Origin of the sequence: Pseudoduganella sp. R-43 (assembly GCF_049913255.1) — a bacterium.
GTDB lineage: Bacteria > Pseudomonadota > Gammaproteobacteria > Burkholderiales > Burkholderiaceae_D > Rugamonas.
Genome location: NZ_CP183988.1, coordinates 458,162 through 479,091, shown reverse-complemented (window position 1 = coordinate 479,091; position 20,930 = coordinate 458,162). Strand labels below are relative to the sequence as shown.

The following is a 20,930-nucleotide window of genomic DNA, read 5'->3' as shown; positions in this document are numbered from 1 at the left end:
GACTTAGTTTAAGGAAGGCTTCAGCGCTTTGTGCGAGAATTGGGCGGACTTTCAACCCTGATAACTTGATGACGATGAGCAACCGTAACGTTCTGCTGGCGATCGCCTTTGTGAGCTTTGGCATGATTGGCGCGGCAATGTATCTGCAGCATGTGATGTACCTGATGCCTTGCCCGCTGTGCGTGATCCAGCGCTACCTGTTCATCGCGATCGGCTTCGCGGCTTTGATCGGGGCCTTTACTTCCAAGCCGAAAATTGCGGCGGGTGTTGGCCTGCTGGGCGCTTTGGGCGGCATGGGCGTGGCGATCAAGCAGCTGTGGATCCTGGCCCATCCTGGCCTGTCCTGCGGCATCGATCCTATGGAAACGATGCTGAACAAAATCCCTACCTCGGAATACCTGCCTTGGCTGTTTTACGCTGAAGGACTGTGCCAGGACGCGAACGAGAAATTCTTTGGCCTGGTGATCCCGATGTGGTCTTGCATCTGGTTCGGCATCCTGGCCGTCGTCACTGCGTGGCTGCTGCTGCGCAAGCGCGCATGAAAGACCAGGTCACGGCCGGTATCACGCTTGGCGCCTTGCAGCGCAAGCCTTTGCTCGATCCGGTCGACCAGCGCATCCTCGTTTGCCATGCGCTGGGCATCAGCCGCACGGCACTGATTACGCAATCCGATCGCGTGCTGAACGTGGAGGAGGCGGGGCGCGTGGCCACCCTGCTGCAGCGCCGCCATGATGGCGAGCCCGTGGCCTATATCATCGGCCAGCGTGAGTTCTTCGGCCTTGATTTCGAGACCACGCCGGCGGTATTGATCCCGCGTCCCGACACGGAATTGCTGGTGGAACTGGCGCTGGTGCGCCTGCCGCCGCGCGGCAAGGTGCTGGACATGGGCACCGGCAGCGGCGCCATCGCCGTCGCTGTCGCCCATAGCCGGCCGGATGCCAGCGTTACAGCACTGGACGTCAGCCAGGAGGCCTTGGCCGTGGCTGCGCGCAATGCCCAGCGCAATAACGCTGCGGTGCGTTTCCTGCACAGCGACTGGTATGACGCGGTGCAGGGCGAACAGTTCGACCTGATCGTCTCCAATCCGCCCTATATCGCGGATGGCGACCGCCACCTGTCCGAAGGCGACCTGCGTTTCGAACCCAGCGGCGCGCTGACCGACTTTGCCGATGGCCTGAGCGCACTGCGCACCATCATTTCCGGCGCTCCGGCCAGGCTGGCGCCGGGCAGCTGGCTGCTGATGGAACATGGCTACGACCAGGCCGCCGCCGTGCGCGCGCTTCTGTTGTCATCCGGTTACACTGATGTGCAAAGCTGGCAAGACCTGGCCGGCATCGAACGGGTCAGCGGCGGCCGCCGCCCCGGGTAAAATACGGCAACATGCGGCTTCCGGGCCGTTTTTGGGGGCCATCGTACGCGCTTTTCGGTTTTCGGTTAATCTCGCACCAATTTGATTTGCTGCATCGGAAAGGAAGCAAATTGTCCAATCTATTGACTCGCCGCCTGGCCTTGTTGGCCGACGATCAGCACCGTGCAGTGCTGGGCGGCGGCCTGCGCGGCATTGAGCGAGAAACCTTGCGGGTCCAACCGGACGGCCACCTGGCGCGTACGCCCCATCCCCTGCCCCTGGGCTCGGCCCTGACGCACCCGCACATCACCACCGACTACGCGGAGACACTGCTGGAGTTCATCACCCCGGCGGAGCATGACATCGCGACCACGCTGGAAAGACTGGATGCGATCCACCGTTTCAGCTACACCAAGTTGGGCGATGAACTGATCTGGAGCCAGTCGATGCCCTGCGAGCTGCCGGCCGAGGAAGACATCGAGATTGCCTGGTACGGCAAATCCAACCTGGGCATGCTGAAGCACGTGTACCGGCGTGGCCTGGCCCTGCGCTATGGCAAGGCAATGCAGTGCATCGCCGGCATCCACTACAACTACTCGCTGGACGAGCGCCTGTGGCGCATCCTGGCCGAGAACGAGGGCGCGACCAACGTGACGCCCAAGGCTTACCAGTCGGAAGCCTACCTGGCGACCATTCGCAACTTCCGCCGCTACAGCTGGCTGCTGATGTACCTGTTCGGCGCTTCGCCGGCGTTGGCCGAGGGCTTCCTGCGCGGCCGCCCGCACAAGCTGGAAAAGCTGTCCGGCGACACGCTGTACCTGCCGTATGCGACCAGCCTGCGCATGAGCGACCTGGGTTACCAGAACGAGGCGCAATCGGGCCTGCACCCTCACGAGAACAGCCTCGATTCCTATGTAGCCACGCTGACCAAGGCGGTCAACCAGCCTTACGAGCCGTATGCGAAGATCGGCACCAAGGTGGACGGCGAATGGGTCCAGCTGTCGACCAACGTGATCCAGATCGAGAACGAGTACTACTCGACCATCCGTCCGAAGCGCGTGATCAACACCGGCGAGCGTCCGATCCAGGCGCTGTGCAACCGCGGCGTGCAGTACATCGAAGTGCGCTGCATGGATGTTGACCCCTTTGAACCGGTCGGCATCAACGTGCAGACGGGCCGTTTCCTCGACGTGTTCCTGCTGTTCGCCGCGCTGGAAGAAAGCCCGCTGATCACGCCGGAGCATGGCGAACTGCTGGCGCGTAATTTCGCGCGCACGGTGAAGGAAGGCCGCCGTCCGGGCCTGACCCTGACCCGCGATGGCGAAGAGGTTACGCTCAAGCAGTGGGGCCTGGACATGCTGGAGCGCTTCAAGCCCGTGGCGGAGTTGCTGGACCGCGAGCACGGCGGCCGCGAACACATGGCGGCGCTGGAAGCACAGGCGGCCAAGCTGCACGATCCCGAACTCACCCCTTCGGCGCGCGTGCTGCAGTCGCTGCGCGCGAACGGCAAGTCGTTCACGGCCTTCGGCCTGCACCAGAGCGAAAAGCATGCGGCTTACTTCCGCAGCCATCCGCCAAGCGCGGAGGACGTGGCGCGCTTCAGCGAAATGGCGCGCGTCTCCATCGCGGAGCAGGAACAACTGGAACGTACCCAGACCGGCAGTTTCGACGATTACGTCAAGGCCTACCGGGCCAGCAACCTGTGCCCGAACCACTGCACCTGACCCTTGCTCACCTTCTTTAACGAACAGCACGCGCAACAGTTCGGCGGCACGGACCATCTGGTCAGGTCCGTACAGGCAGAACTGGAGCGGCGCGGGCTGGGCCAGATCGTGACCCCGCAAAGCGTGCCGCTGACCGCGCTTGAACGCACCCACAGCCCGCGCTACCTCTCTTTTCTGCGCAACGCGTGGAGCGAATCCCTATCGCATCCAAGTTTTGCGGGCTGGCCGGTTGTCACAGCCAACCAGCATGCAATACGCACCATGCGCACCGATATCGAGCCGGAAGATTTCCGGGCCCGTCTCGGCCTGTATTCGATGGATACCTTCACCGGGATCGGCGCCGGCACCTGGAGCGCGGCCAAAGGTGGCGCCGACTGCGCGGTCAATGCGGCGCATGCCCTGCGCGTCGGTGAGCGCGGTACCTTTGTGCTGACGCAGCCGCAAGGCCACCACGCAGGCGCCGATTTCTGCGGCGGCTACAGCTACCTGAATAATGCGGCCTTGGCCGCCCAGCACTTGCTGGATGACGAGATGGCCAAGGTTGCCATCCTCGACCTCGATTACCAGCACGGCAATGGGGCACAAGGCATCTTCTACGAGCGTTCCGACGTGCTTTGCCTGTCGATCCACGCCGACCCGCGCCATGCCTTTCCCTACTTTTGCGGCCATGCCGACGAAACAGGCGCGGGCGCCGGGCTTGGCTACAACGTCAACATCCCGCTGGCCCCGGGCTCCAATTCGCAGGCCTGGTTCGCTGCGCTGGAAACGGCTTGCGTGCGCCTGTCGATGTACCGGCCGGAGGCGCTGATCGTGGCCCTGGGCGGAAACATCTTCCAAGGCGAAGAGCACGGCGGCTTCGGGCTCACGTCTGCCGATTTCCTGCGCCTTGGCGAGCGCCTGGCCTGGCTTGGCTTTCCCACCAGCTTCCAGCTGGAGGGCGGGACGATCCGGCGCGAGCTGGGCATCAATATCGTCAACGTGCTGGAAGGCTTCGACTGCGCCATGGTCTGAGCTTAGCCTGGCAGCGCCAGCCGCGCTTCCAGTCCGCCCCCGTCGCGCTGGTGCAGTGTCAGAGCACCGCCCATCGCAGTGGCCAGCTGGCGCGCAATCGCCAGGCCAAGGCCGGTGCCGCCGGTCTCGCGGCTGCGTGAGGACTCCAGCCGCACGAACGGCTCGAAGACCGCTTGCAGCGATTCCGCCGGGATGCCCGGGCCGCGGTCCATCACCTGGATCACGATGCCGCCAGCATGTGACGCGTCCGGCTTCACGCATACTTCTGCGCTTCCGCCAAACTTCAGCGCATTGTCGATCAGGTTGCCCAGCACGCGCCGCAGTGCTTGCGGGCGCAGCTCCATCGCGTGGCCAACTGCGCCATGAAGCGTGACGTCCTGCCCTGCGTCGGTGTAGTCATGCACCATGCTGTCGAGCAGCGCGTCCGGATCGATGCGCATCGCCGCTTCCGAGGTGCCGTGCAGGGTGCGCGCGTAGGCTACGCCCTCCTTTACCAGCTGCTCCATCGCCTGCAAGTCCTGCCGCAGTTTGGACTGCTGCGCCTCGTCGTCCATCATGTCGACGCGCAAGCGCATGCGGGTAATCGGCGTCTGCAAGTCATGCGAGATCGAGGCCAGGATCTGGATGCGCTCGGCCATGTAGCCGGCAATACGCTGCTGCATGGCGTTGAAGGCGCGCGCGGCACGCGCCACTTCCGACGGCCCACTCTCCGGCAGGTGAGCGCCCTGCATGTCGGGGCCAAGCGCGTCGGCCGCCAGCGCAAGCTGCTCCAGCGGCCGCGTCGCCAGGCGCACGGCCAGCCAGCAGCACAGGGCAAATACCGCAAGCTGCGCTACCATCAGGGCGCCAAACCAGGGCGACATCGGCACGCTGCGCATGGGACGGAAGTCGATCGTCAGCGGAATGCCATCGCTCAAGCGCAGATGCACCTGATAGCGTTCGTGTTCGCCGATAATCTGGTGCACGGTCAGCTTGTATTGCTTGCCGACGCCTTCCTCGAACGAGCGCACGGCATTAGCCTCCAGGACGTCCAGGTGCGGCAGCGATTCGTCGCATTCCTCCAGCCTGAATTCGTAGCTGCGGCGCGCCAGCCGCGGCAACCAGTTCGCGCGTTGCGCCGCAGGCAAGGCGTCGAGCAGGGCCACCGAGGTGGTGACCTCGCGCTCGATGTAGCCCATCATCATATTGGTAGTCGCCTCATTCCGCTCGCGCATGGTGAGCCAGAACGACAAGCCCTGCGCCACCGCCACGCCAAGGCACAGCAGCAGGGCCAGGCGGGCGAACAGGGAGCGCGGCCAATGCAAGCGCATCATGGCTCGCCTGCCGCCAGCGTGACGGCGGCCGAAAACACATAGCCTTCACTGCGCAGTGTCTTGATGTAGCGCGGCTCACGCGCCGTGTCGCGCAGGCGCTGGCGCACCCGGCTCACCAGCAAGTCAATCGAACGGTCGAACTGGTCGGCGTTGCGGCCCTGGGTCAGGTTCAGCAGCTGGTCGCGCGTCAGCACGCGCTGCGGGTGGTCGAGGAAGACGCGCAGGAGACGGTATTCAGCGCCGCTCAACGCCACCTGCGTGCCGTCGGCGTCAAGCAGGTGGCGCGCCACCGTGTCGAGACGCCAGTCGCCGAAGGCCAGCATCGGCACCGATTCGTTGACCTGCATGTTCGGCGGCAGCATGCGCGTGCGGCGCAACACGGCGTTGATGCGCGCCAGCAGTTCGCGCACGGCGAAAGGCTTGGGCAGGTAATCGTCGGCGCCCATTTCCAGGCCGATGATGCGGTCGGTTTCGTCGTTGCGCGCGGTCAGCATCAGCACCGGGATGGCCTTGTGCTTGCCGGCGCGCAGGTCGCGGCACAAGGCCAGGCCGTCTTCGCCGGGCAGCATCAGGTCCAGCACGATGAGGTCGGGCGTGTCTTCCTCGATCACGGCGCGCATCTGGCGGCCGTTGGCTGCCAGCGATGTGCGCAAGCCGTTTTTCTGCAGATAAGCGCCGATCAACTCGCGGATATCACGGTCATCGTCAACGATCAGGATGTGGTCTGGGTTTTCCATGAAGCCATGATACCCAATGCGGGACAGGGATTTGTATCCCAGTGTGTACAGCCTGCCCAGGTACACAAAACATTGCACGCAAGGGGGTGCGGCGAAATATGCCGGATACCTGGGGGCGGTTCAATGGAGTCATTCCAAGACACGGAGCTGACCATGACCAACCCGCTCGACACTCCACTGGCCTTCCTGGCCGGCCTGCTCACCATCGCTTCACCCTGCGTGCTGCCGATGCTGCCCATCCTGCTGGGCTCCGGCGTCAACCAGCGCAACCGCCGCCGTCCGCTGTTCATCGTGGCCGGCTTCATCCTGAGCTTTGCAAGCTTCGCCATGCTGCTGGGCGTGGTCTCCGCCACGATCGAAGTGGCCCAGGACGTGCTGCGCAATACCGCCCTTGCCCTGCTGGCCCTGTCCGGCCTGTTCCGCCTGTGGCCGGCCCCTTATGAATGGCTGGTCGCGCGCCTGCCGGGCCGCAGCGCCGACGCCGCGCCGCGCGAAGACGACGGCAGCAATGGCGGCGCCTTCCTGCTCGGCATATCGCTGGGTGCGGTCTGGACGCCTTGCGCCGGCCCGGTTCTGGCTTCGATCCTGGTGCTGGTGGTGAAGGCGCAAGATCCGGCCTGGTCGGCCCTGCTGCTGACCCTGTACGCCGTCGGCGCGGCCTTTCCCATGCTCGGGATTATTTACGGCGGCCAGTACGCCACCCAGCGCGTGCGTTCTGTGGCCCGCCACGCCGAGCGCCTGCAGCAAGTGTTCGGCGTGCTGGTGGTCGCCACCGCCATCGCGATCTACCTGCAATACGACACCCTGGCCTACTCCTGGGCCGCGCAACACCTCCCAACCCTGAAAGGACTGTGAATATGAAGACCACCCTGAAATTCCTGGCTGCCGCCGCAACCCTGGTGGGCGCCAGCGCCAGCGCCGGCGCCAGTGCAGCAACGGCCCCGTTCGAAGCGCCCGAATTCAGCGGCATTACCCAATGGCTGAACAGCGAACCGCTGACGATGAAACAACTGCGTGGCAAGGTGATACTGGTTGATTTCTGGACCTATGACTGCATAAACTGTATCAACACCCTGTCGCACGTCGTGCAGTGGCACGACAAGTACAAAGACAAGGGCTTGGTCGTGATCGGCGTGCATACGCCGGAGTACGCTTTCGAGCGCAAGACCGAGAACGTGCGCACCGCCTTAAAGCGCTTCGACATACGTTATCCAGTCGCGCAGGACAACCGCTACGCCACCTGGAACGCGTACAACAACCGCTATTGGCCAGCTTTCTATTTAGTCAACAAAAAAGGCCAGGTGGTGTACACCCACTTCGGTGAAGGCCAGTACGAGCAAACCGAAGCGCGGATCCAGCAACTGCTGGCTCAAACCGAGTGAGTTCATGATGAGCGAAAAATTCTTCAAAAATAGCTTGCAATTAAATCGCACACTATCTATAGTGTGCACATGGGCAGCAAACAAGGCCCCGGAAACTGGAAACAAATAGCACGCTAGCTAATCGCTCACTACTCACGAAAAGGAAAACATACCATGGCAAAGATCTCCAACATCCTGTACCGCGCAAACGCAACTTCCACCGGCGGCCGCGAAGGCAAATCCGCCTCCAGCGACGGCGCATTGGACGTCAAGCTGACCACTCCAAAAGAACTGGGCGGCAATGGCGCGTTCGGCACCAATCCGGAGCAACTGTTCGCAGCCGGCTACTCGGCCTGCTTCATTGGCGCCCTGAAGTTCGTTGGGGGCCGCGACAAGATCGCCGTACCGGCTGACGCTTCCATCAACGCCACTGTCGGCATCGGCCCGATCGAAACCGGCTTCGGCATCGAAGTGGAGTTGAAGATCTCCCTGCCAGGCGTGGATCGCGCCACCGCAGAAAAACTGGTGAACGCCGCGCACATCGTCTGCCCGTACTCGAACGCGACTCGCGGCAACATCGACGTCACCCTGACCATCGTATAAGCAAGCAAGGGCCCGGCAGCAAAGGCGGCCGAGCCCACCCAAGAGGAGAAATATCATGAAAGCATTTGCAACCATCATCGCTTCCGCCGCCCTGGCCCTCTCCACTGCCGCCCAGGCAGCGCCGCCCGACACCAACAGCGGCGAAGGCTACCAGGCCGACAACTCGTTCGTATCGACCAAAACGCGCGCGGAAGTAAAGGCTGAGACCATCGCCGCCCTGCGCCGTGGCGAAATCCTGAACGGCGAACTGTATCCGCTGGACTTTGCCTCCCCCACCCGCGGCAAGACCCGCGCCGAAGTGAAGGCAGAACTGGCCTCTGCGATCCGTAACGGCGAGCTTCGCGTCGACTATTAAGCTGGCATAAAATGGTCGCCTCCTATCAAGCGGGGCGACCAATGATTGAATGGCAGTGGCTGGACTTCAACAGCATTCCCAACGCAGACCTGTATGAAATGCTGCGGCAGCGGCAAGAGGTCTTCGTAATCGAACAGCAGTGTTTTTACTCCGATATGGACGGCTACGATGAAGCCGCCCACCACCTGCTCGGCTGGCAAACGATAGAGGGCAAGCGAACCCTGGCCGCTTACCTGCGCTGCATCGCGCCGGGCATCAAGTATCCTGAAATGTCGCTGGGCCGCGTGCTGACGACGCAGGCGGCACGTGGCAGCGGTGCTGGCCGGCAGTTGATCGCGGAGGGCATCTGCAACGCGGAGGCGCTGCATCCAGGCCACCGCATCCGCATCGGCGCCCAGGCCCACCTGGAAAAATTCTATGGCGGCTTCGGCTTCAAGGCTGTCGGCGAGCCATATGACGAGGATGGCATTCCACACCTGGAGATGCTGCGTTAGGCAAAAAAAACGGCCCGAAGGCCGTTTCTTTCTGGACTTTCGCCAATTACTTGGTAACGGAAGTCACTTCAACATCGAAGATCAGCGGCGCGTTCGCAGGAATGCTGCCCTGGCCGGTCGTGCCGTAGCCCATGCTTGCCGGGATGATCAGGGTACGCTTGCCCCCAGCCTTCATGCCGAGCAGGCCATCTTCCCAGCCTTTGATGACTGCGTTGGCGCCCAACTTGACGGTCATTGGAACCCCTTTGGTCAGGGAAGTGTCGAAACGCAGGCCGCGTTTGTCGGTGACACTGTCGTCGTACAAGTAGCCGGAGTAGCTTACGGTCAGCGTGTTGCCTGTGACTGATGCATCTCCTGCGCCTTCTGCGATGATGATCTTGTCGAAAGCAGGCTGCGCGGTTTGCGCCGGAGGCGTCGCGTTGAGGGCGGTCATCTCGATTTCGTACACGACGGCGGTGCCTGGCGGCACGATGTAGTTACCGGCATCGTCCTTGCGGCCATACTGGGCCCATGCCATGCTGGCCGGGATCAGCAGCCTGCGCTTGCCCCCCACTTGCATGCCCACGATGCCCTGGTCCCAGCCTGCAATGCGGCTGTCCACGCCCAGCAGGAAGCTGAAAGGCTGGCCACTGTATTTGTCCAAGAATTCCGTACCCTTGTTGTCTGGCTTGGTGTTGTCGTACAGCCAGCCGCGGTACTGGATGGTCACCAGGTTCTTGGCAGCGGCCGCTGCGCCCGAGCCGACTTGAAGCTCTTGCTTTGTAAATACCGGCTGCGGCGGAATCGGCGATGGCAGCGTGCTGAAGCTGTGCACGTTCAGTTGATACACGACCGAGGTATTGGCAGGGACGATCACCTTGCCAGTCGAGTCTTTGACATCCACCGGGCCAAACGCCATATTCGACGGGATGATCACAAGCCGCGAGCCGCCCGCTTGCATTCCAATCAAGGCCTTGTCCAAGCCCGCAATGCGGGCGCCGACGCCGACCGTCATGGTCATCGGCTTATCGACACTGTTGGTAACGGAACTCTCGAACTGATCCCCTTTTTTGTCGGTCTTGGCTTCGTTGTAAAGCCAGCCGGTGTAGCTGAAGGTGACCAGGTCGCCAGAGGCCACTACCGGAGCACTGCCACCTGGCTCGTTGTCCACAACTACCGCATAAGCAGGCTGCGGCGGCAGCGGAGTGGTGTCGTTATTTTTGGCACCACCACCGCATGCTGTCAGGGCCGCAGCGCAAGCCAGGGTGGCGATTGCCTTGAACATCGAGTTCTTCATTTCAATCTTGCCTATTCGTTAAAGGAGGGTAACGGAGCAGCAGTTTAGCAGACCGTTAATCCCCCCCTCTACAAGAGGCAAGATCCGTTACAAATTAAATCTCCACTTGTGTGCCAAGTTCGATGACGCGGTTCGGCGGGATCTGGTAATAGTCCGCCGCAGCGCGCGCGTTGCGCGACATCGCCACGAACAGGTGCTCGCGCCATGGCGCCATGCCGTCGCCCGGCGAAGAAATCACGGTCTGGCGCGCGATGAAGAAGGAAGTCTCCATCATTTCGAACTTCAGGCCTTTCTCTTCGCACAGGGCCATGATGGCCGGCACGTCCGGCTCGTCCTTGAAGCCGTAATTGATATTCAGCTGGTAGCACTCATGGCCCAAGGCTGTCACGCGGACCTGCTCCGAAGGCGGCACATAAGGCTCCTCCACAATATGCACGGTGAAGAACACCACGCGCTCGTGCAGCACCTTGTTGTGCGACAGGTTGTGCAGCAGCGCATGCGGCACGCCATCACTCTCGCCGCGCAGGAACACCGCGGTACCCGGCACGCGGGTCGGCGGCGCCATGAACAGGGAGTTCAGGAAGTCTTCCAGCGGGATCGCGTGCTTTTCCAGGTTCTTGAACACCAGCTCGCGGCCGGTGCGCCAGGTCAGCATGGTGGTGAACAGCGCGGTACCGAGCAGCAGCGGGAACCAGCCGCCGTGGAACAGCTTCAGCGCGGAGGACGAGAACAGCATCACATCCATCACGATAAAGAAGCCGGTCGCGACGAAGCACAGCACCAGCGGCAGGTGCCAGCGGTAGCGGATCACGAAGAAGGTCAGGATGGTGGTGGCGAACATGGTCGCCGTCACCGCGATACCATAGGCGCTTGCCAGGTTGTCCGAGCTCTTGAAGCTGATCACTGCAATCAGCACGACGATCAGCTGCAGCCAGTTCACGACCGGGATATAGATCTGGCCGATTTCGCTGGCCGAAGTATGCTGCACGCGCATGCGCGGCAGCATGCCGAGCGCAATCGCCTGCTTGGTCATCGAGAACGATCCGGAAATCGTGGCCTGCGAAGCAATCACGGCGGCAGCCGTCGACAGCACCACCAGCGGGTACACGCTCCATGCGCCGAGCTGGTTGAAGAACGGGTTGGCAATAGCGTCCGGATTACGGATCAGCAGCGCGCCCTGCCCAAGGTAGTTCAAGATCAGCGAAGGGAAGCAGACCCAGAACCAGGCCATGCGAATCGGCTTCTTGCCGAAGTGGCCCATGTCGGCGTACAGCGCTTCAGCGCCAGTAATCGCCAGCACCACCGCTCCCAGCGCCACGAAGGCGATGAAGCCATTGTCGCGCATGAAAATCGCGGCATGGTAAGGATTCAGCGCGGAGAGGATGGCCGGGGTTTCGACGATATTCACGACGCCCATGGCGGCCAGCACGCCGAACCAGATCGTCATGATCGGCCCAAAGAAACGGCCAATACCAGCCGTGCCATGGCGCTGCACCGAATACAGGGTCACCAGCACGACAATCGTCAGCGGCACCACATATTGCGCGAGGCCCGGTGCGGCAACTTCCAGGCCCTCGATTGCGCCCAGCACCGAAATGGCCGGCGTGATGACGGAGTCGCCATAGAACATGGTGGCGCCAAAGGTACCAATCAGCAGCAGCGGGAAGTGCGCCTTCGGCGCAGCCTTGTGCACGGAATTCAGCGCCAGCGCCATCAGGGCCATGATCCCGCCCTCACCGCGGTTGTCGGCACGCAGCACCAGGCTGACGTACTTCAGCGACACGATCAGCGTCAGGCTCCAGAAGATCAGGGAAATAATGCCCAGCAAGTTGGCCTGGTTGAGTGCCAATCCGTGGGTGGGGTCGAAGACTGTTTTGAGGGTATAGAGGGGGCTGGTACCGATATCGCCGTAGACGATGCCAATCGCGGCCAGCGTCAGTGCAGCTACGCTGCTTTTCTTATGTTGTGACAAGATTTCACCCAAAATTGGTTTTGGTGCATCGCACAATAGGCCAACTAAAGGCCTTTTGCAAGTTTTTCAGACCGCCGGTGAAATCTTGGCGGATGTGCTATTTTCCACCTTTACTCCAAGAAAATCATCGCTCTCATGAATACCGGCATGCTGTACGCCGCAGGCGCTTTCCTGTCCTGGGGCCTGTTCCCGCTGTATTTTCACGCAATTAAAGATGTGCCGGCGTCCGAAATCCTGGCGCACCGCATGGCTTGGTCGCTGCTGTTCCTGATGCTGGTACTGGCGGTACGGCGGCAATGGAAATGGCTGCCGCAAGTGTTGCGCCAGCCCAAAGTCGTGGGCAGTTTCCTGGCCAGCGCTTTCCTGCTGAGCGCAAACTGGTTCGTGTATATCTGGGCAGTGAACAATGGCCATGTGGTCGATGCCAGCCTGGGCTACTTCATCAACCCGCTGGTAAATGTGCTGCTGGGCATGCTGGTGCTGAAGGAAAAACTGCGTCGTGGCCAGTGGATTGCCATCGGTGTTGCCGCCACCGGGGTGGCCTGGCTGACCTGGCAGGCTGGCCAGGTGCCATATATCGCGCTGGTGCTGGCCCTGAGCTTTGGCGCTTATGGGTTGCTGCGCAAGACTGCGGCGCTGGCGGCGCTGGAAGGACTGTCTTTCGAAACCCTGATCCTGTTCCCGCTGGCGGTGGCTTACCTCGGTTGGCTGGTGTACCACGGCCAGAGCGTCTTCCTGAATGCCGAGTCGGACAGCACACGCTGGCTGCTGGCAGCCGCAGGCCCGACCACGGCGATCCCGCTGCTGCTGTTCGCCGCCGGTGCGCGGCGCATTCCGATGTCGGTGCTCGGCATGCTTCAATACATGTCGCCATCGCTGCAAATGCTGCTGGGCGTCTGGGTCTTCCACGAAGCTTTTTCCTCGACCAAGCTGGTCGGTTTCCTGTTCATCTGGAGTGCGCTGGCGATATATATGCTGGAGAGCTGGTTGGTCAACAGAAAGGCGAGTTGAGTGTCGGAAAATTTTACAGCATTGGTGCCGTGAAACCACAATTACTATGACTCAATTGACTTTTCCGTAATTGAATCAATGATCTAAGGAAAGTCGCTTGCATTCAGGCACGACAATTGCTTAATTCCCAGTAACACTTCGGGAGAGCAATAATGGTTAGTAGAAAGTTTCTGGTGGGCATCTCCGCCCTGTTCTGTGTAGCATCTGTGCAAGCTGCAACAATGCCGTTGTCGTCCGCATTTTCGCTTGATCAGTACCTGACGACTGGCCAGAGCCAGAACCTGCAGATCGACGTAAATAGCCTGTTGGCCGGCAAGGGCCTGTCCAGCGCTTCGATCAGCTCCGGCGTGCTGACCGTGTCCGGTTTCTCCTCCGCCGACTTCGATATCGTCGGTTCGTCCGTGACGAACCTGAATTACTCTGAGAATCGCGAAACGACGGACTGCAACAAGGGCAAATGCAAGGTCGTCACCGACAACTTCCACATCAAGCAATTCAACACCAACTATAGCGACTCCATCGCTGACGAGATGAAGGTCACAGCCGGTGGCGCCTCCGCGACCGGCTCGGCCAACGATGAAAATGCATTCGACACCGACAGCGGCAAGATCGAAGACATCAAAAAGCAGACGGGCAGCGAAAATGGCGGCTACAACCGCTGGTACAACCAGTTCATCAGTCATTACGATTCGCTGGGCGGCGACCTGGTGGTGCAACTGAGCCTAGACTCCCTGGCCTTGAACGACCTGGCGGCAGACGGCATCCTCAACTTTTCCGTGAATTCCATGCTGGGACAATTCAACCTGACCGACGTGCGCCTGGACTTCGTAGCGCAGGACGCTGCGCCGCCTGCGCAAGTGCCCGTGCCAACCAGCCTTCTGCTGACCGGCCTGGGCCTGGCCGCGCTGGCAACGGTACGCCGGCGCAAAGCATAAGCAAGCAGCTGCCCTAAAAGGACCCGGCACTTGCCGGGTCTTTTTTTATGCGCCATCACAATGCGCTAAACTAGCGCCTTTACGAACCGACAAGAACTCATACCGTGGCCAATTACGTCTATACCATGAACCGCGTGGGCAAAATCGTCCCACCGAAACGTCAGATTCTGAAGGACATTTCGCTGTCCTTCTTCCCAGGCGCCAAGATTGGCGTGCTGGGCCTGAACGGCTCCGGCAAATCGTCCCTGCTGAAAATCATGGCAGGCATCGACACCGACATCCAGGGCGAAGCGCGCCCGATGCCTGGCCTGAACATCGGCTACCTGCCACAGGAACCGCAACTCGATCCTGAAAAAACCGTGCGCCAGGAAGTGGAATCCGGCCTGGGTGAGGCCTTCAACGCGCAAGCCTTGCTGGAAGCCGTGTACGCCGCCTATGCCGAACCGGATGCGGACTTCGACGCGCTGGCCAAGGAACAGGAACGCCTGGAATCGATCATCGCTGCTGCCGACGGCGGCAACCTGAACCTGCAACTGGAAATGGCCGCCGACGCGCTGCGCCTGCCGCCATGGGACCAGAAGATCGGCGTGCTGTCCGGCGGTGAAAAGCGCCGCGTGGCGCTGTGCAAGCTGCTGCTGTCCAAGCCGGACATGCTGCTGCTCGACGAACCGACCAACCACCTGGATGCCGAATCCGTGGAATGGCTGGAGCAATTCCTGGTGCGCTTCCCTGGCACCGTGGTTGGCATCACCCACGATCGCTACTTCCTGGACAATGCTGCCGAATGGATCCTGGAACTGGACCGTGGCCACGGCATCCCTTGGAAGGGCAACTACTCTTCCTGGCTGGACCAGAAACAGGCCCGCCTGAAGCAGGAAGAAGCCACCGAATCCGCGCGCCAGAAGGCGCTGCAGAAAGAACTGGAATGGTCGCGCCAGAACCCGAAGGCACGCCAGGCCAAGTCCAAGGCCCGCATGGCGCGCTTCAATGAACTGAGCGAATTCGAGTACCAGAAGCGTAATGAGACCCAGGAGATCTTCATTCCTGTGGCCGAACGCCTGGGCAACGATGTGATCGAATTCAAGAATGTCAGCAAATCGTTTGGCGACCGCCTGCTGATCGACAACCTGTCCTTCATCATCCCACCGGGCGCGATCGTCGGCATCATCGGCCCGAACGGCGCCGGTAAGTCGACCCTGTTCAAGATGATCGCTGGCATCGAGCAACCGGACAGCGGCGAAGTGGCGATCGGCAAGACCGCCAAGATTTCGCTGGTGGACCAGAGCCGCGACAAGCTGGACAACGACAAGACCGTGTTCGAGGCAGTGTCCGGCGGCGCCGACATCCTCAGCGTGGGCCGTTTCGAAATGCCGTCGCGCGCGTATGTGGGCCGCTTCAACTTCAAGGGCTCGGACCAGCAGAAGATCGTCGGCAACCTGTCCGGCGGTGAGCGCGGCCGTCTGCACCTGGCCAAGACCCTGCTGATGGGCGGCAACGTGCTGCTGCTGGACGAACCGTCCAACGACCTGGACGTGGAAACCCTGCGTGCGCTGGAAGATGCGCTGCTGGAGTTCGCCGGTTCCGTGATGGTGATTTCGCACGATCGCTGGTTCCTGGACCGTATTGCGACCCACATCCTGGCCTTTGAAGGCGATTCCCAGGTGACCTTCTTTGCGGGTAACTACCAGGAATACGAAGCCGACAAGAAGAAGCGTTTGGGCGAGGAAGGCGCGAAGCCGAAGCGTATTCGTTATAAGCCGCTGCACGGCTAAAACCGGTAAACCTGGGTCTGACCCACAGGGTCAGACCCAGTCAATTCCGACGCCACGGATTGGGTTGTGCGCCTTTGATCTTCGTCGAACATCAAAGACCTCGAACCAACCCCATTAGCCGCAAGATCATTCAGGGGTCTGACCCAGCGGGTCAGACCCCGGTTTACCGGTTTTAGAGGAGTCGACGATGCGCAAACAATTCCTTTGTGGACTGGTCCTGGCCAGTGCCGGCGCCATTGCGCACGAGGCCCCCATCGACAAGCTGTCCTGGCTAGCCGGCTGCTGGTCGCACACCGGCGCCGAAAAAGGCTCCGTTGAAATGTGGACCCTGCCAGCTGGCGGCACCATGCTGGGCGTGGCCCGCACGGTAAAAAACGGCAAGACAGTCGAGTGGGAACACACCATGATCCGCGAAACCGAGCCGGGCATCTGGGCCTATGTGGCCAAGCCAAGCCGTCAACTCGAAGCGGCCTTCCCGATCAAGTCGATCGGCGATGGCGAGGTGATCTTTGAAAACCCGCAGCATGACTTCCCGCAGCGGATCATTTACAAGCGCGATGGCGCCGATGGCATCAAGGCGCGCATCGAAGGTGTCTCGAAAGGCAAGGAAAAAGCCTTTGATTACCCTATGCAGCGGACGCAGTGTCCGAATGGAGGGTGAGGCGGGCACAAGGACATTGGCAGCGCAAGGCTGCCGTTGTCGCACCCGGCCTCGATCGGGACTTTGCGGGGGGAAGCAGCTGAACTGCCCTCCCCCTCGACTCAGAAGCTAGCCTTCACGCCCAGGTTGACCGCGCCTTTGCGGCGGCCCTGGTCGATATCGTTCTTGCCGAAGTGCTCGTACTCCAGCACGCCCGAGACTTTCTCGGTGAAGGCGTATTCAGCGCCAACCGAAGCGTACAGCGCGTTACGGCTGCTATCGCCGTTGTACGCGGAAGCCAGGCCGGTGGCATTTACGTCATTCTTGTTGTGGGCGATACCCAGCTTGCCGGTCAGCGCCACCTGCTGGTTGATCGGGAAAGTGCCCTTGCCAGCCAGGTAGAAGGACTTGGCCTTGCCTTCGATGCTGCCGGTGCCTGCGCCGGTGGTGTAGTTGTACGACTGCTTGCCGAAGTCTACATAGCCGGCTTCCACGCCCCAGGTCTTGTCGATCTGCACGCCGCCAAAGATCTTGCCACCGTACTCCGTGGATTTCTTATCGCCGTCACTGGTGTCATTCGGCAAGGTGTACTTGTTCGAGTTGGCCACGACGCCTGCACCGATGTACGGCTTCAGCTCTTGCGCCTGGACGGAGGCCGCGCCGAGGGCAACGGCGGAAGTGATGAGTGCGAATGCGATTTTTTTCATGTTCGTGATCTTTCAGCAAAAGTAAGTCGGACTTGCTTGGGATCGCGCTTCGTCTGTGGAAGTGCGATGGAAAGCACGATAACACTGCCAAAAGTTCAAGGGGGAGACGAACTGGTAAGAATTGTGTGATTTTGTAAGCAGCCTTGAAATACCAATGTTCAGCTCAAAATGAGCGAACTTGGCTTCAGATAAGCCGAAATGTCAGATTGATACGCGGGCCACAGGGTGTTCGCGCCTTATTGATGCCATGCCGCCAGCAATGCTGGAGTTTTCCCGCCATGAGCAACAGGCTGCCGTCGGTCAGGTCGATCTTGACGGTTTTGGGCTGCTTCTTGTGCTTCAGGATAAAGGTGCGGGTGGCGCCGAAGCTGACCGAGGCGATCGCAGGCTGGGGGCCAAGTTCCGGCTCATCGTCACTGTGAAAGCCCATGCTGTCCTGCTCGTTTCGGTAATAGTTGAGCAGAACGCTGTTGAAGCGCTTGCCGCTGGCGGCTTCAATGGCGCGCTTGATTTCAAGCTGCAGGGGCGTGAAGGGCAGCGGCTCAAAGGTGCGGCCAGAATAGGTATAGCGCTGCTCGCCATACCAGGCGCTGAGCCTGGGCTGCGCCACTTCGCGACCGAACAGGAAAATGGTTTCTGCCTTCCATGCCGTTTCATCGAGCAGCCTTTGCATCACTTCTGCGTTATCCACAGCAAGCGGAAGCTGCCGCATGAAATACAGCTCGCCGTCCTCGATCGGGATGGGCAATAATTCGGCTTCAGCAGAAAACAGGTCCATAGGCGTTATCATATAACGATGAACAAACGTCAATTCCTCGGTGCCGTGGCAGCGGCCGGCGCCCTCCCCTCATTAGGCGCCGCTGCTCCCAAAGCTGAGCGCGGCCCGGCGCTGCTGACCGTAACCGGTGCAATTGCCAAGCCGAATCGCGGCAGCTTCGACCGTGTCGCCGACCAGATGATGCACCGCCAGCACCTGGCATTCGACAAAGCCTTCGCTTTCGATTTTGCCGCACTGGATGCGCTGCCCGCCGTCGCGATCAAGCCGACGCTGGAATACGACAACAAGCCGCATACCCTGTCCGGCCCGCTGCTGGTCGATGTGTTGAAAGCTGCCGGTGCGCAAGCCAGCGACAACAGCACGCTGATCCTGCGTGCGGTCGATGGCTATGCGGTGGCGGTGTCCGTGGCGCGCGCCCGGACGCAGCGCTTCATCGTTGCCACCCATCTGGATAGCGCCCCGATGGCGCTGGGCGGCCTCGGCCCGCTATGGGCGATTTACGATGCGGACCGGGTGCCGGAAATGGCGAGCAGGCCCGTGGGCGAACGCTTTACTACCTGCCCCTGGGCTCTGTATCACATCGAGGTTCAGGCGTAAGCTTCGGCCAGCGACATCACGCGCGGGGTGATCGCCACCCCGATATCGCCAAAAATCTTGTTGATGATGGCCATATTGGCTTCGGCTTCTTCCGCCTTCCAGCCGTTGAACAGGTCGGTGCCATCTTTCTGGAAGTGCAGGTCCAGCACCTTGCCGCGGTCCTTGTGGGTGTAGCCCGAGCTGTGCACCTGCTTGAAGCCGCCTGCAGCCAGTGCCTCGAGCACGGAAGTCGGCGGGTTATCCGGGTCGGTTGCCATGTACACGCCGAAGGTCTTGCCAGGCGGTTTGGCGGCAATATCGACTTCGTAAATGCCAGGCGCCTTGGTGACAGACGTGGATTTCAAAAATAACATAGCGTTCCCCTAGAACTGTGTGTGGCTTAGGTGGACAAGCTTATTGCTAACGACCAATTTTGTCACTCGCTGGAACTATCTTTTTGCTCGACCACAACAGAAGCTGGAGCAAAAAGCATTACCTGCTCTTCAACTATACTTTTGCACTGCTGATTTACAAGCCGGAAGATTAGTTAGGAGTCCTTGACATATTGCGTTTTGCCCATATACTTGGCGCATGGACACGACTTCGACCCGCATCATTTCCGCCATTTCCCGCATCGGCAGCGTGCTGCGCTCGGGCATGTGGGAATTTGCGACCAGCGAAAACCTGAACCCGGCGCAGGCTGAGATCCTGCAATTGCTGCATAGCCGGACACAGGGCGTGCGCTTGTCCTGGGTTGCGCGGCAACTCTCGATTTCGGCAGCCAGCGCCAGCGATTCGGTTGCGGCCCTGGTGGCGAAAGGGCTGGTCCGCAAAGCCCGCGCGCAGGACGATGGCCGTGCCACCGACCTGCATCTTACCGAGGATGGCCGGCAAATGGCGCAACGCATTGCGGGTGCCACCGCATTTGCCGACGAGGCAGTCGGCAAGTTGTCGCCGCAGGCGCAAGAACAATTGCTGGGCGGCTTGCTGCAGCTGATTGGACAGTTGCAGAAGACGGAACGCTTTCCGGAACTGCGCGCTTGCCTCTCTTGTAAATATTTCCAGCCTGACCGGCACCAGGATGACGCCGCCCCGCACCATTGCGGGCTGGTCGACGCTCCATTGTCGGTGGCGATGCTGCGCATTGATTGCCCGGACCACCAACCGGCCGATCCGGCGCAGCAGCTGAAGAATTGGCAGGCCCTGGCTTGAGGCCGGCCTTTTTTTTTGTCCTATTTAATTAGGACTCCTATTTTAATGAAAGGAGCTTCACCATGTCGCGCATTCCACTGAACACCAATGACTCCACCGGCCTGCTGGCCCAGATCCACCAGGCTTTTGGCGCCACGCCCAATATGTTCAAGGCGGTGTCCAACTCACCGGCTGCCCTGAAGAGTATGTGGGGTAGCTTCGGTGCCCTTGGCAGCGGCAAGCTCGACGCCAAACTGGGCGAGCAGATTGCCGTGGCGATCGCCGACCGCAACGATTGCGAATACTGCCTGGCGGCGCATACGGCACTGGGCCGCAAAGCCGGAGCCTCCGCCGACGAAATGAGCGCGGCACAAGCTGGCCAGTCGAGCGATCCAAAGACTGGCGCCGCATTGCGCTTCGCGATAGCAGTGGTCAGCAACCGGGCCAGGGTCGATGATGAACAGGTGGAAGAGCTGCGGGCGGTCGGCTTCAGCGATGAGGAAATCGTGGAGATCATGGCCCATGTGGCGCTGAACCTGTTCACCAATTATGTGAACGTCGCGTTCAAGGTGCCGGTCGATTTCCCCGGCGTGAAGCTGCGCGCAAAATGATGCGGCTAGATGCCTCGGCGTGGCTCAACGGGGCTGCGCCTGCCACCGACGGCAAGGTGGTCGCGGTGCATGCCTTCCAGATGCTGTGCCCGGGCTGCGTGGCGCACGGCGTTCCACAAGCCATGAAGATGCAGCAGGTGTTCCCTGAACTGGTGGTGATTGGCCTGCACAGCGTCTTCGAACATCACGACGTGATGACCCCGCAGGCGCTGGAAGTGTTCATCCATGAATACCGCTTGCCGTTTCCGGTGGCGGTCGACAAGCCGGTTCCCGGCTCGCCCGTGCCGGCCACCATGCAGCACTACGCGCTGCGCGGCACGCCCAGCCTGCTGCTGTTCGACCGCGAAGGACGCTTGCGGCTGAACCATTTCGGCAGGATCGACGACATGGTGCTGGGAGGGGTGATCGGACGCCTGCTGGCCGAACAGCCAGGGAGTTTGGCGAAAGATGGTGCGCAGCACGGCGACGGCGCGGCCTGCGATGCCAACGGCTGCGCGCGAGCCGGGTAGACGGGT

Annotated in this window: 24 protein-coding genes; 17 read left to right on the top strand and 7 right to left on the bottom strand. The window is 61.0% G+C overall.

The annotated features are described in order from the left end of the window. Positions 1 to 74: 74 nt before the first annotated feature. The 4 genes from ACN9M3_RS02285 to ACN9M3_RS02270 all read left to right on the top strand — a co-directional run bounded on the left by ACN9M3_RS02285 (position 75) and on the right by ACN9M3_RS02270 (position 4,083). Positions 75 to 542 (top strand): disulfide bond formation protein B, encoded by a 468-nt coding sequence (locus ACN9M3_RS02285; protein ID WP_426167162.1) that lies wholly within the window; start codon positions 75 to 77, stop codon positions 540 to 542. Further along, complete coding sequence (gene prmC, locus ACN9M3_RS02280) at positions 539 to 1,369, top strand: peptide chain release factor N(5)-glutamine methyltransferase (RefSeq protein ID WP_426320305.1); 831 nt, start codon at positions 539 to 541, stop codon at positions 1,367 to 1,369. The genes ACN9M3_RS02285 and prmC overlap by 4 nt, the downstream gene beginning before the upstream one ends. 110 nt (positions 1,370 to 1,479) lie before the next feature. Beyond that, complete coding sequence (gshA, locus tag ACN9M3_RS02275; RefSeq protein ID WP_426320303.1) at positions 1,480 to 3,072, top strand: glutamate--cysteine ligase; 1,593 nt, start codon at positions 1,480 to 1,482, stop codon at positions 3,070 to 3,072. 3 nt (positions 3,073 to 3,075) lie between these two features. Next, complete coding sequence (locus ACN9M3_RS02270; protein WP_426320301.1) at positions 3,076 to 4,083, top strand: histone deacetylase family protein; 1,008 nt, start codon at positions 3,076 to 3,078, stop codon at positions 4,081 to 4,083. Positions 4,084 to 4,085: 2 nt separating this feature from the next. Here ACN9M3_RS02270 and ACN9M3_RS02265 read toward each other — a convergent pair whose 3' ends face one another. Both ACN9M3_RS02265 and ACN9M3_RS02260 read right to left on the bottom strand, forming a co-directional pair. Then, positions 4,086 to 5,396, bottom strand: a complete 1,311-nt coding sequence (locus tag ACN9M3_RS02265) for an ATP-binding protein (protein WP_426320299.1) — start codon at positions 5,394 to 5,396, stop codon at positions 4,086 to 4,088. Beyond that, entirely contained in the window at positions 5,393 to 6,133 is a 741-nt protein-coding gene (locus ACN9M3_RS02260) for a response regulator (protein WP_426167152.1), read from the bottom strand. The genes ACN9M3_RS02265 and ACN9M3_RS02260 overlap by 4 nt, the downstream gene beginning before the upstream one ends. A gap of 153 nt (positions 6,134 to 6,286) precedes the next feature. Between ACN9M3_RS02260 and ACN9M3_RS02255 the strand changes: the two genes are divergently transcribed. From ACN9M3_RS02255 to ACN9M3_RS02235, 5 genes are all read left to right on the top strand, one after another. Continuing rightward, positions 6,287 to 6,988, top strand: a complete 702-nt coding sequence (locus tag ACN9M3_RS02255) for a cytochrome c biogenesis CcdA family protein (protein WP_426323666.1) — start codon at positions 6,287 to 6,289, stop codon at positions 6,986 to 6,988. A gap of 2 nt (positions 6,989 to 6,990) precedes the next feature. Further along, complete coding sequence (locus ACN9M3_RS02250; protein WP_426320296.1) at positions 6,991 to 7,515, top strand: thioredoxin family protein; 525 nt, start codon at positions 6,991 to 6,993, stop codon at positions 7,513 to 7,515. 153 nt (positions 7,516 to 7,668) lie between these two features. Then, complete coding sequence (locus ACN9M3_RS02245) at positions 7,669 to 8,097, top strand: organic hydroperoxide resistance protein (RefSeq protein ID WP_057262147.1); 429 nt, start codon at positions 7,669 to 7,671, stop codon at positions 8,095 to 8,097. A 55-nt stretch (positions 8,098 to 8,152) separates the two neighbouring features. Then, positions 8,153 to 8,452 carry a DUF4148 domain-containing protein gene (locus ACN9M3_RS02240; protein ID WP_426320294.1) on the top strand — a complete coding sequence of 100 codons (300 nt, stop codon included), beginning with the start codon at positions 8,153 to 8,155 and terminating at the stop codon, positions 8,450 to 8,452. Positions 8,453 to 8,493: 41 nt separating this feature from the next. Then, positions 8,494 to 8,946 (top strand): GNAT family N-acetyltransferase, encoded by a 453-nt coding sequence (locus ACN9M3_RS02235; protein WP_426320292.1) that lies wholly within the window; start codon positions 8,494 to 8,496, stop codon positions 8,944 to 8,946. A gap of 46 nt (positions 8,947 to 8,992) precedes the next feature. Here ACN9M3_RS02235 and ACN9M3_RS02230 read toward each other — a convergent pair whose 3' ends face one another. Together ACN9M3_RS02230 and ACN9M3_RS02225 are read right to left on the bottom strand one after the other, a co-directional pair. Then, positions 8,993 to 10,222, bottom strand: a complete 1,230-nt coding sequence (locus tag ACN9M3_RS02230; protein WP_426320290.1) for an FKBP-type peptidyl-prolyl cis-trans isomerase — start codon at positions 10,220 to 10,222, stop codon at positions 8,993 to 8,995. 94 nt (positions 10,223 to 10,316) lie between these two features. Further along, entirely contained in the window at positions 10,317 to 12,197 is a 1,881-nt protein-coding gene (locus tag ACN9M3_RS02225; RefSeq protein ID WP_426323664.1) for a potassium transporter Kup, read from the bottom strand. 132 nt (positions 12,198 to 12,329) lie between these two features. Between ACN9M3_RS02225 and rarD the strand changes: the two genes are divergently transcribed. From rarD to ACN9M3_RS02205, 4 genes are all read left to right on the top strand, one after another. Continuing rightward, entirely contained in the window at positions 12,330 to 13,205 is an 876-nt protein-coding gene (rarD, locus tag ACN9M3_RS02220; protein ID WP_426320288.1) for an EamA family transporter RarD, read from the top strand. Positions 13,206 to 13,426: 221 nt separating this feature from the next. Beyond that, entirely contained in the window at positions 13,427 to 14,140 is a 714-nt protein-coding gene (locus ACN9M3_RS02215) for a PEP-CTERM sorting domain-containing protein (RefSeq protein ID WP_426320286.1), read from the top strand. A 104-nt stretch (positions 14,141 to 14,244) separates the two neighbouring features. Next, positions 14,245 to 15,912 carry an energy-dependent translational throttle protein EttA gene (gene ettA, locus ACN9M3_RS02210; protein ID WP_426167138.1) on the top strand — a complete coding sequence of 556 codons (1,668 nt, stop codon included), beginning with the start codon at positions 14,245 to 14,247 and terminating at the stop codon, positions 15,910 to 15,912. A gap of 187 nt (positions 15,913 to 16,099) precedes the next feature. Next, entirely contained in the window at positions 16,100 to 16,573 is a 474-nt protein-coding gene (locus ACN9M3_RS02205) for a DUF6265 family protein (protein ID WP_426167136.1), read from the top strand. A 101-nt stretch (positions 16,574 to 16,674) separates the two neighbouring features. Here ACN9M3_RS02205 and ACN9M3_RS02200 read toward each other — a convergent pair whose 3' ends face one another. Next, positions 16,675 to 17,259: a porin family protein gene (locus tag ACN9M3_RS02200; protein WP_426167134.1), complete on the bottom strand. Its 585-nt coding sequence runs from the start codon at positions 17,257 to 17,259 to the stop codon at positions 16,675 to 16,677. A 184-nt stretch (positions 17,260 to 17,443) separates the two neighbouring features. After that, a complete protein-coding gene (locus tag ACN9M3_RS02195; protein WP_426320283.1) occupies positions 17,444 to 18,037 on the bottom strand; it encodes an alpha-ketoglutarate-dependent dioxygenase AlkB family protein in 594 nt (197 codons plus the stop codon). Between the two features lie 18 nt (positions 18,038 to 18,055). On the opposite strand from ACN9M3_RS02195, the gene ACN9M3_RS02190 reads away from it, so the two are divergent. Beyond that, positions 18,056 to 18,634: a molybdopterin-dependent oxidoreductase gene (locus tag ACN9M3_RS02190; RefSeq protein WP_426320281.1), complete on the top strand. Its 579-nt coding sequence runs from the start codon at positions 18,056 to 18,058 to the stop codon at positions 18,632 to 18,634. Here ACN9M3_RS02190 and ACN9M3_RS02185 read toward each other — a convergent pair. Then, entirely contained in the window at positions 18,625 to 18,987 is a 363-nt protein-coding gene (locus tag ACN9M3_RS02185; protein ID WP_426167128.1) for a hypothetical protein, read from the bottom strand. The genes ACN9M3_RS02190 and ACN9M3_RS02185 overlap by 10 nt on opposite strands. Before the next feature lie 217 nt (positions 18,988 to 19,204). Between ACN9M3_RS02185 and ACN9M3_RS02180 the strand changes: the two genes are divergently transcribed. The 3 genes from ACN9M3_RS02180 (at position 19,205) to ACN9M3_RS02170 (ending at position 20,924) form a co-directional block, all read left to right on the top strand. Continuing rightward, positions 19,205 to 19,825, top strand: coding sequence for a MarR family winged helix-turn-helix transcriptional regulator (locus tag ACN9M3_RS02180; RefSeq protein ID WP_426320279.1), 621 nt, complete (start codon positions 19,205 to 19,207; stop codon positions 19,823 to 19,825). Positions 19,826 to 19,887: 62 nt separating this feature from the next. Beyond that, positions 19,888 to 20,415, top strand: a complete 528-nt coding sequence (locus ACN9M3_RS02175; protein WP_426320277.1) for a carboxymuconolactone decarboxylase family protein — start codon at positions 19,888 to 19,890, stop codon at positions 20,413 to 20,415. Next, positions 20,412 to 20,924, top strand: coding sequence for a peroxiredoxin family protein (locus ACN9M3_RS02170; RefSeq protein WP_426320275.1), 513 nt, complete (start codon positions 20,412 to 20,414; stop codon positions 20,922 to 20,924). Before ACN9M3_RS02175 ends, ACN9M3_RS02170 begins: the two co-directional genes overlap by 4 nt. Positions 20,925 to 20,930 lie beyond the last annotated feature (6 nt).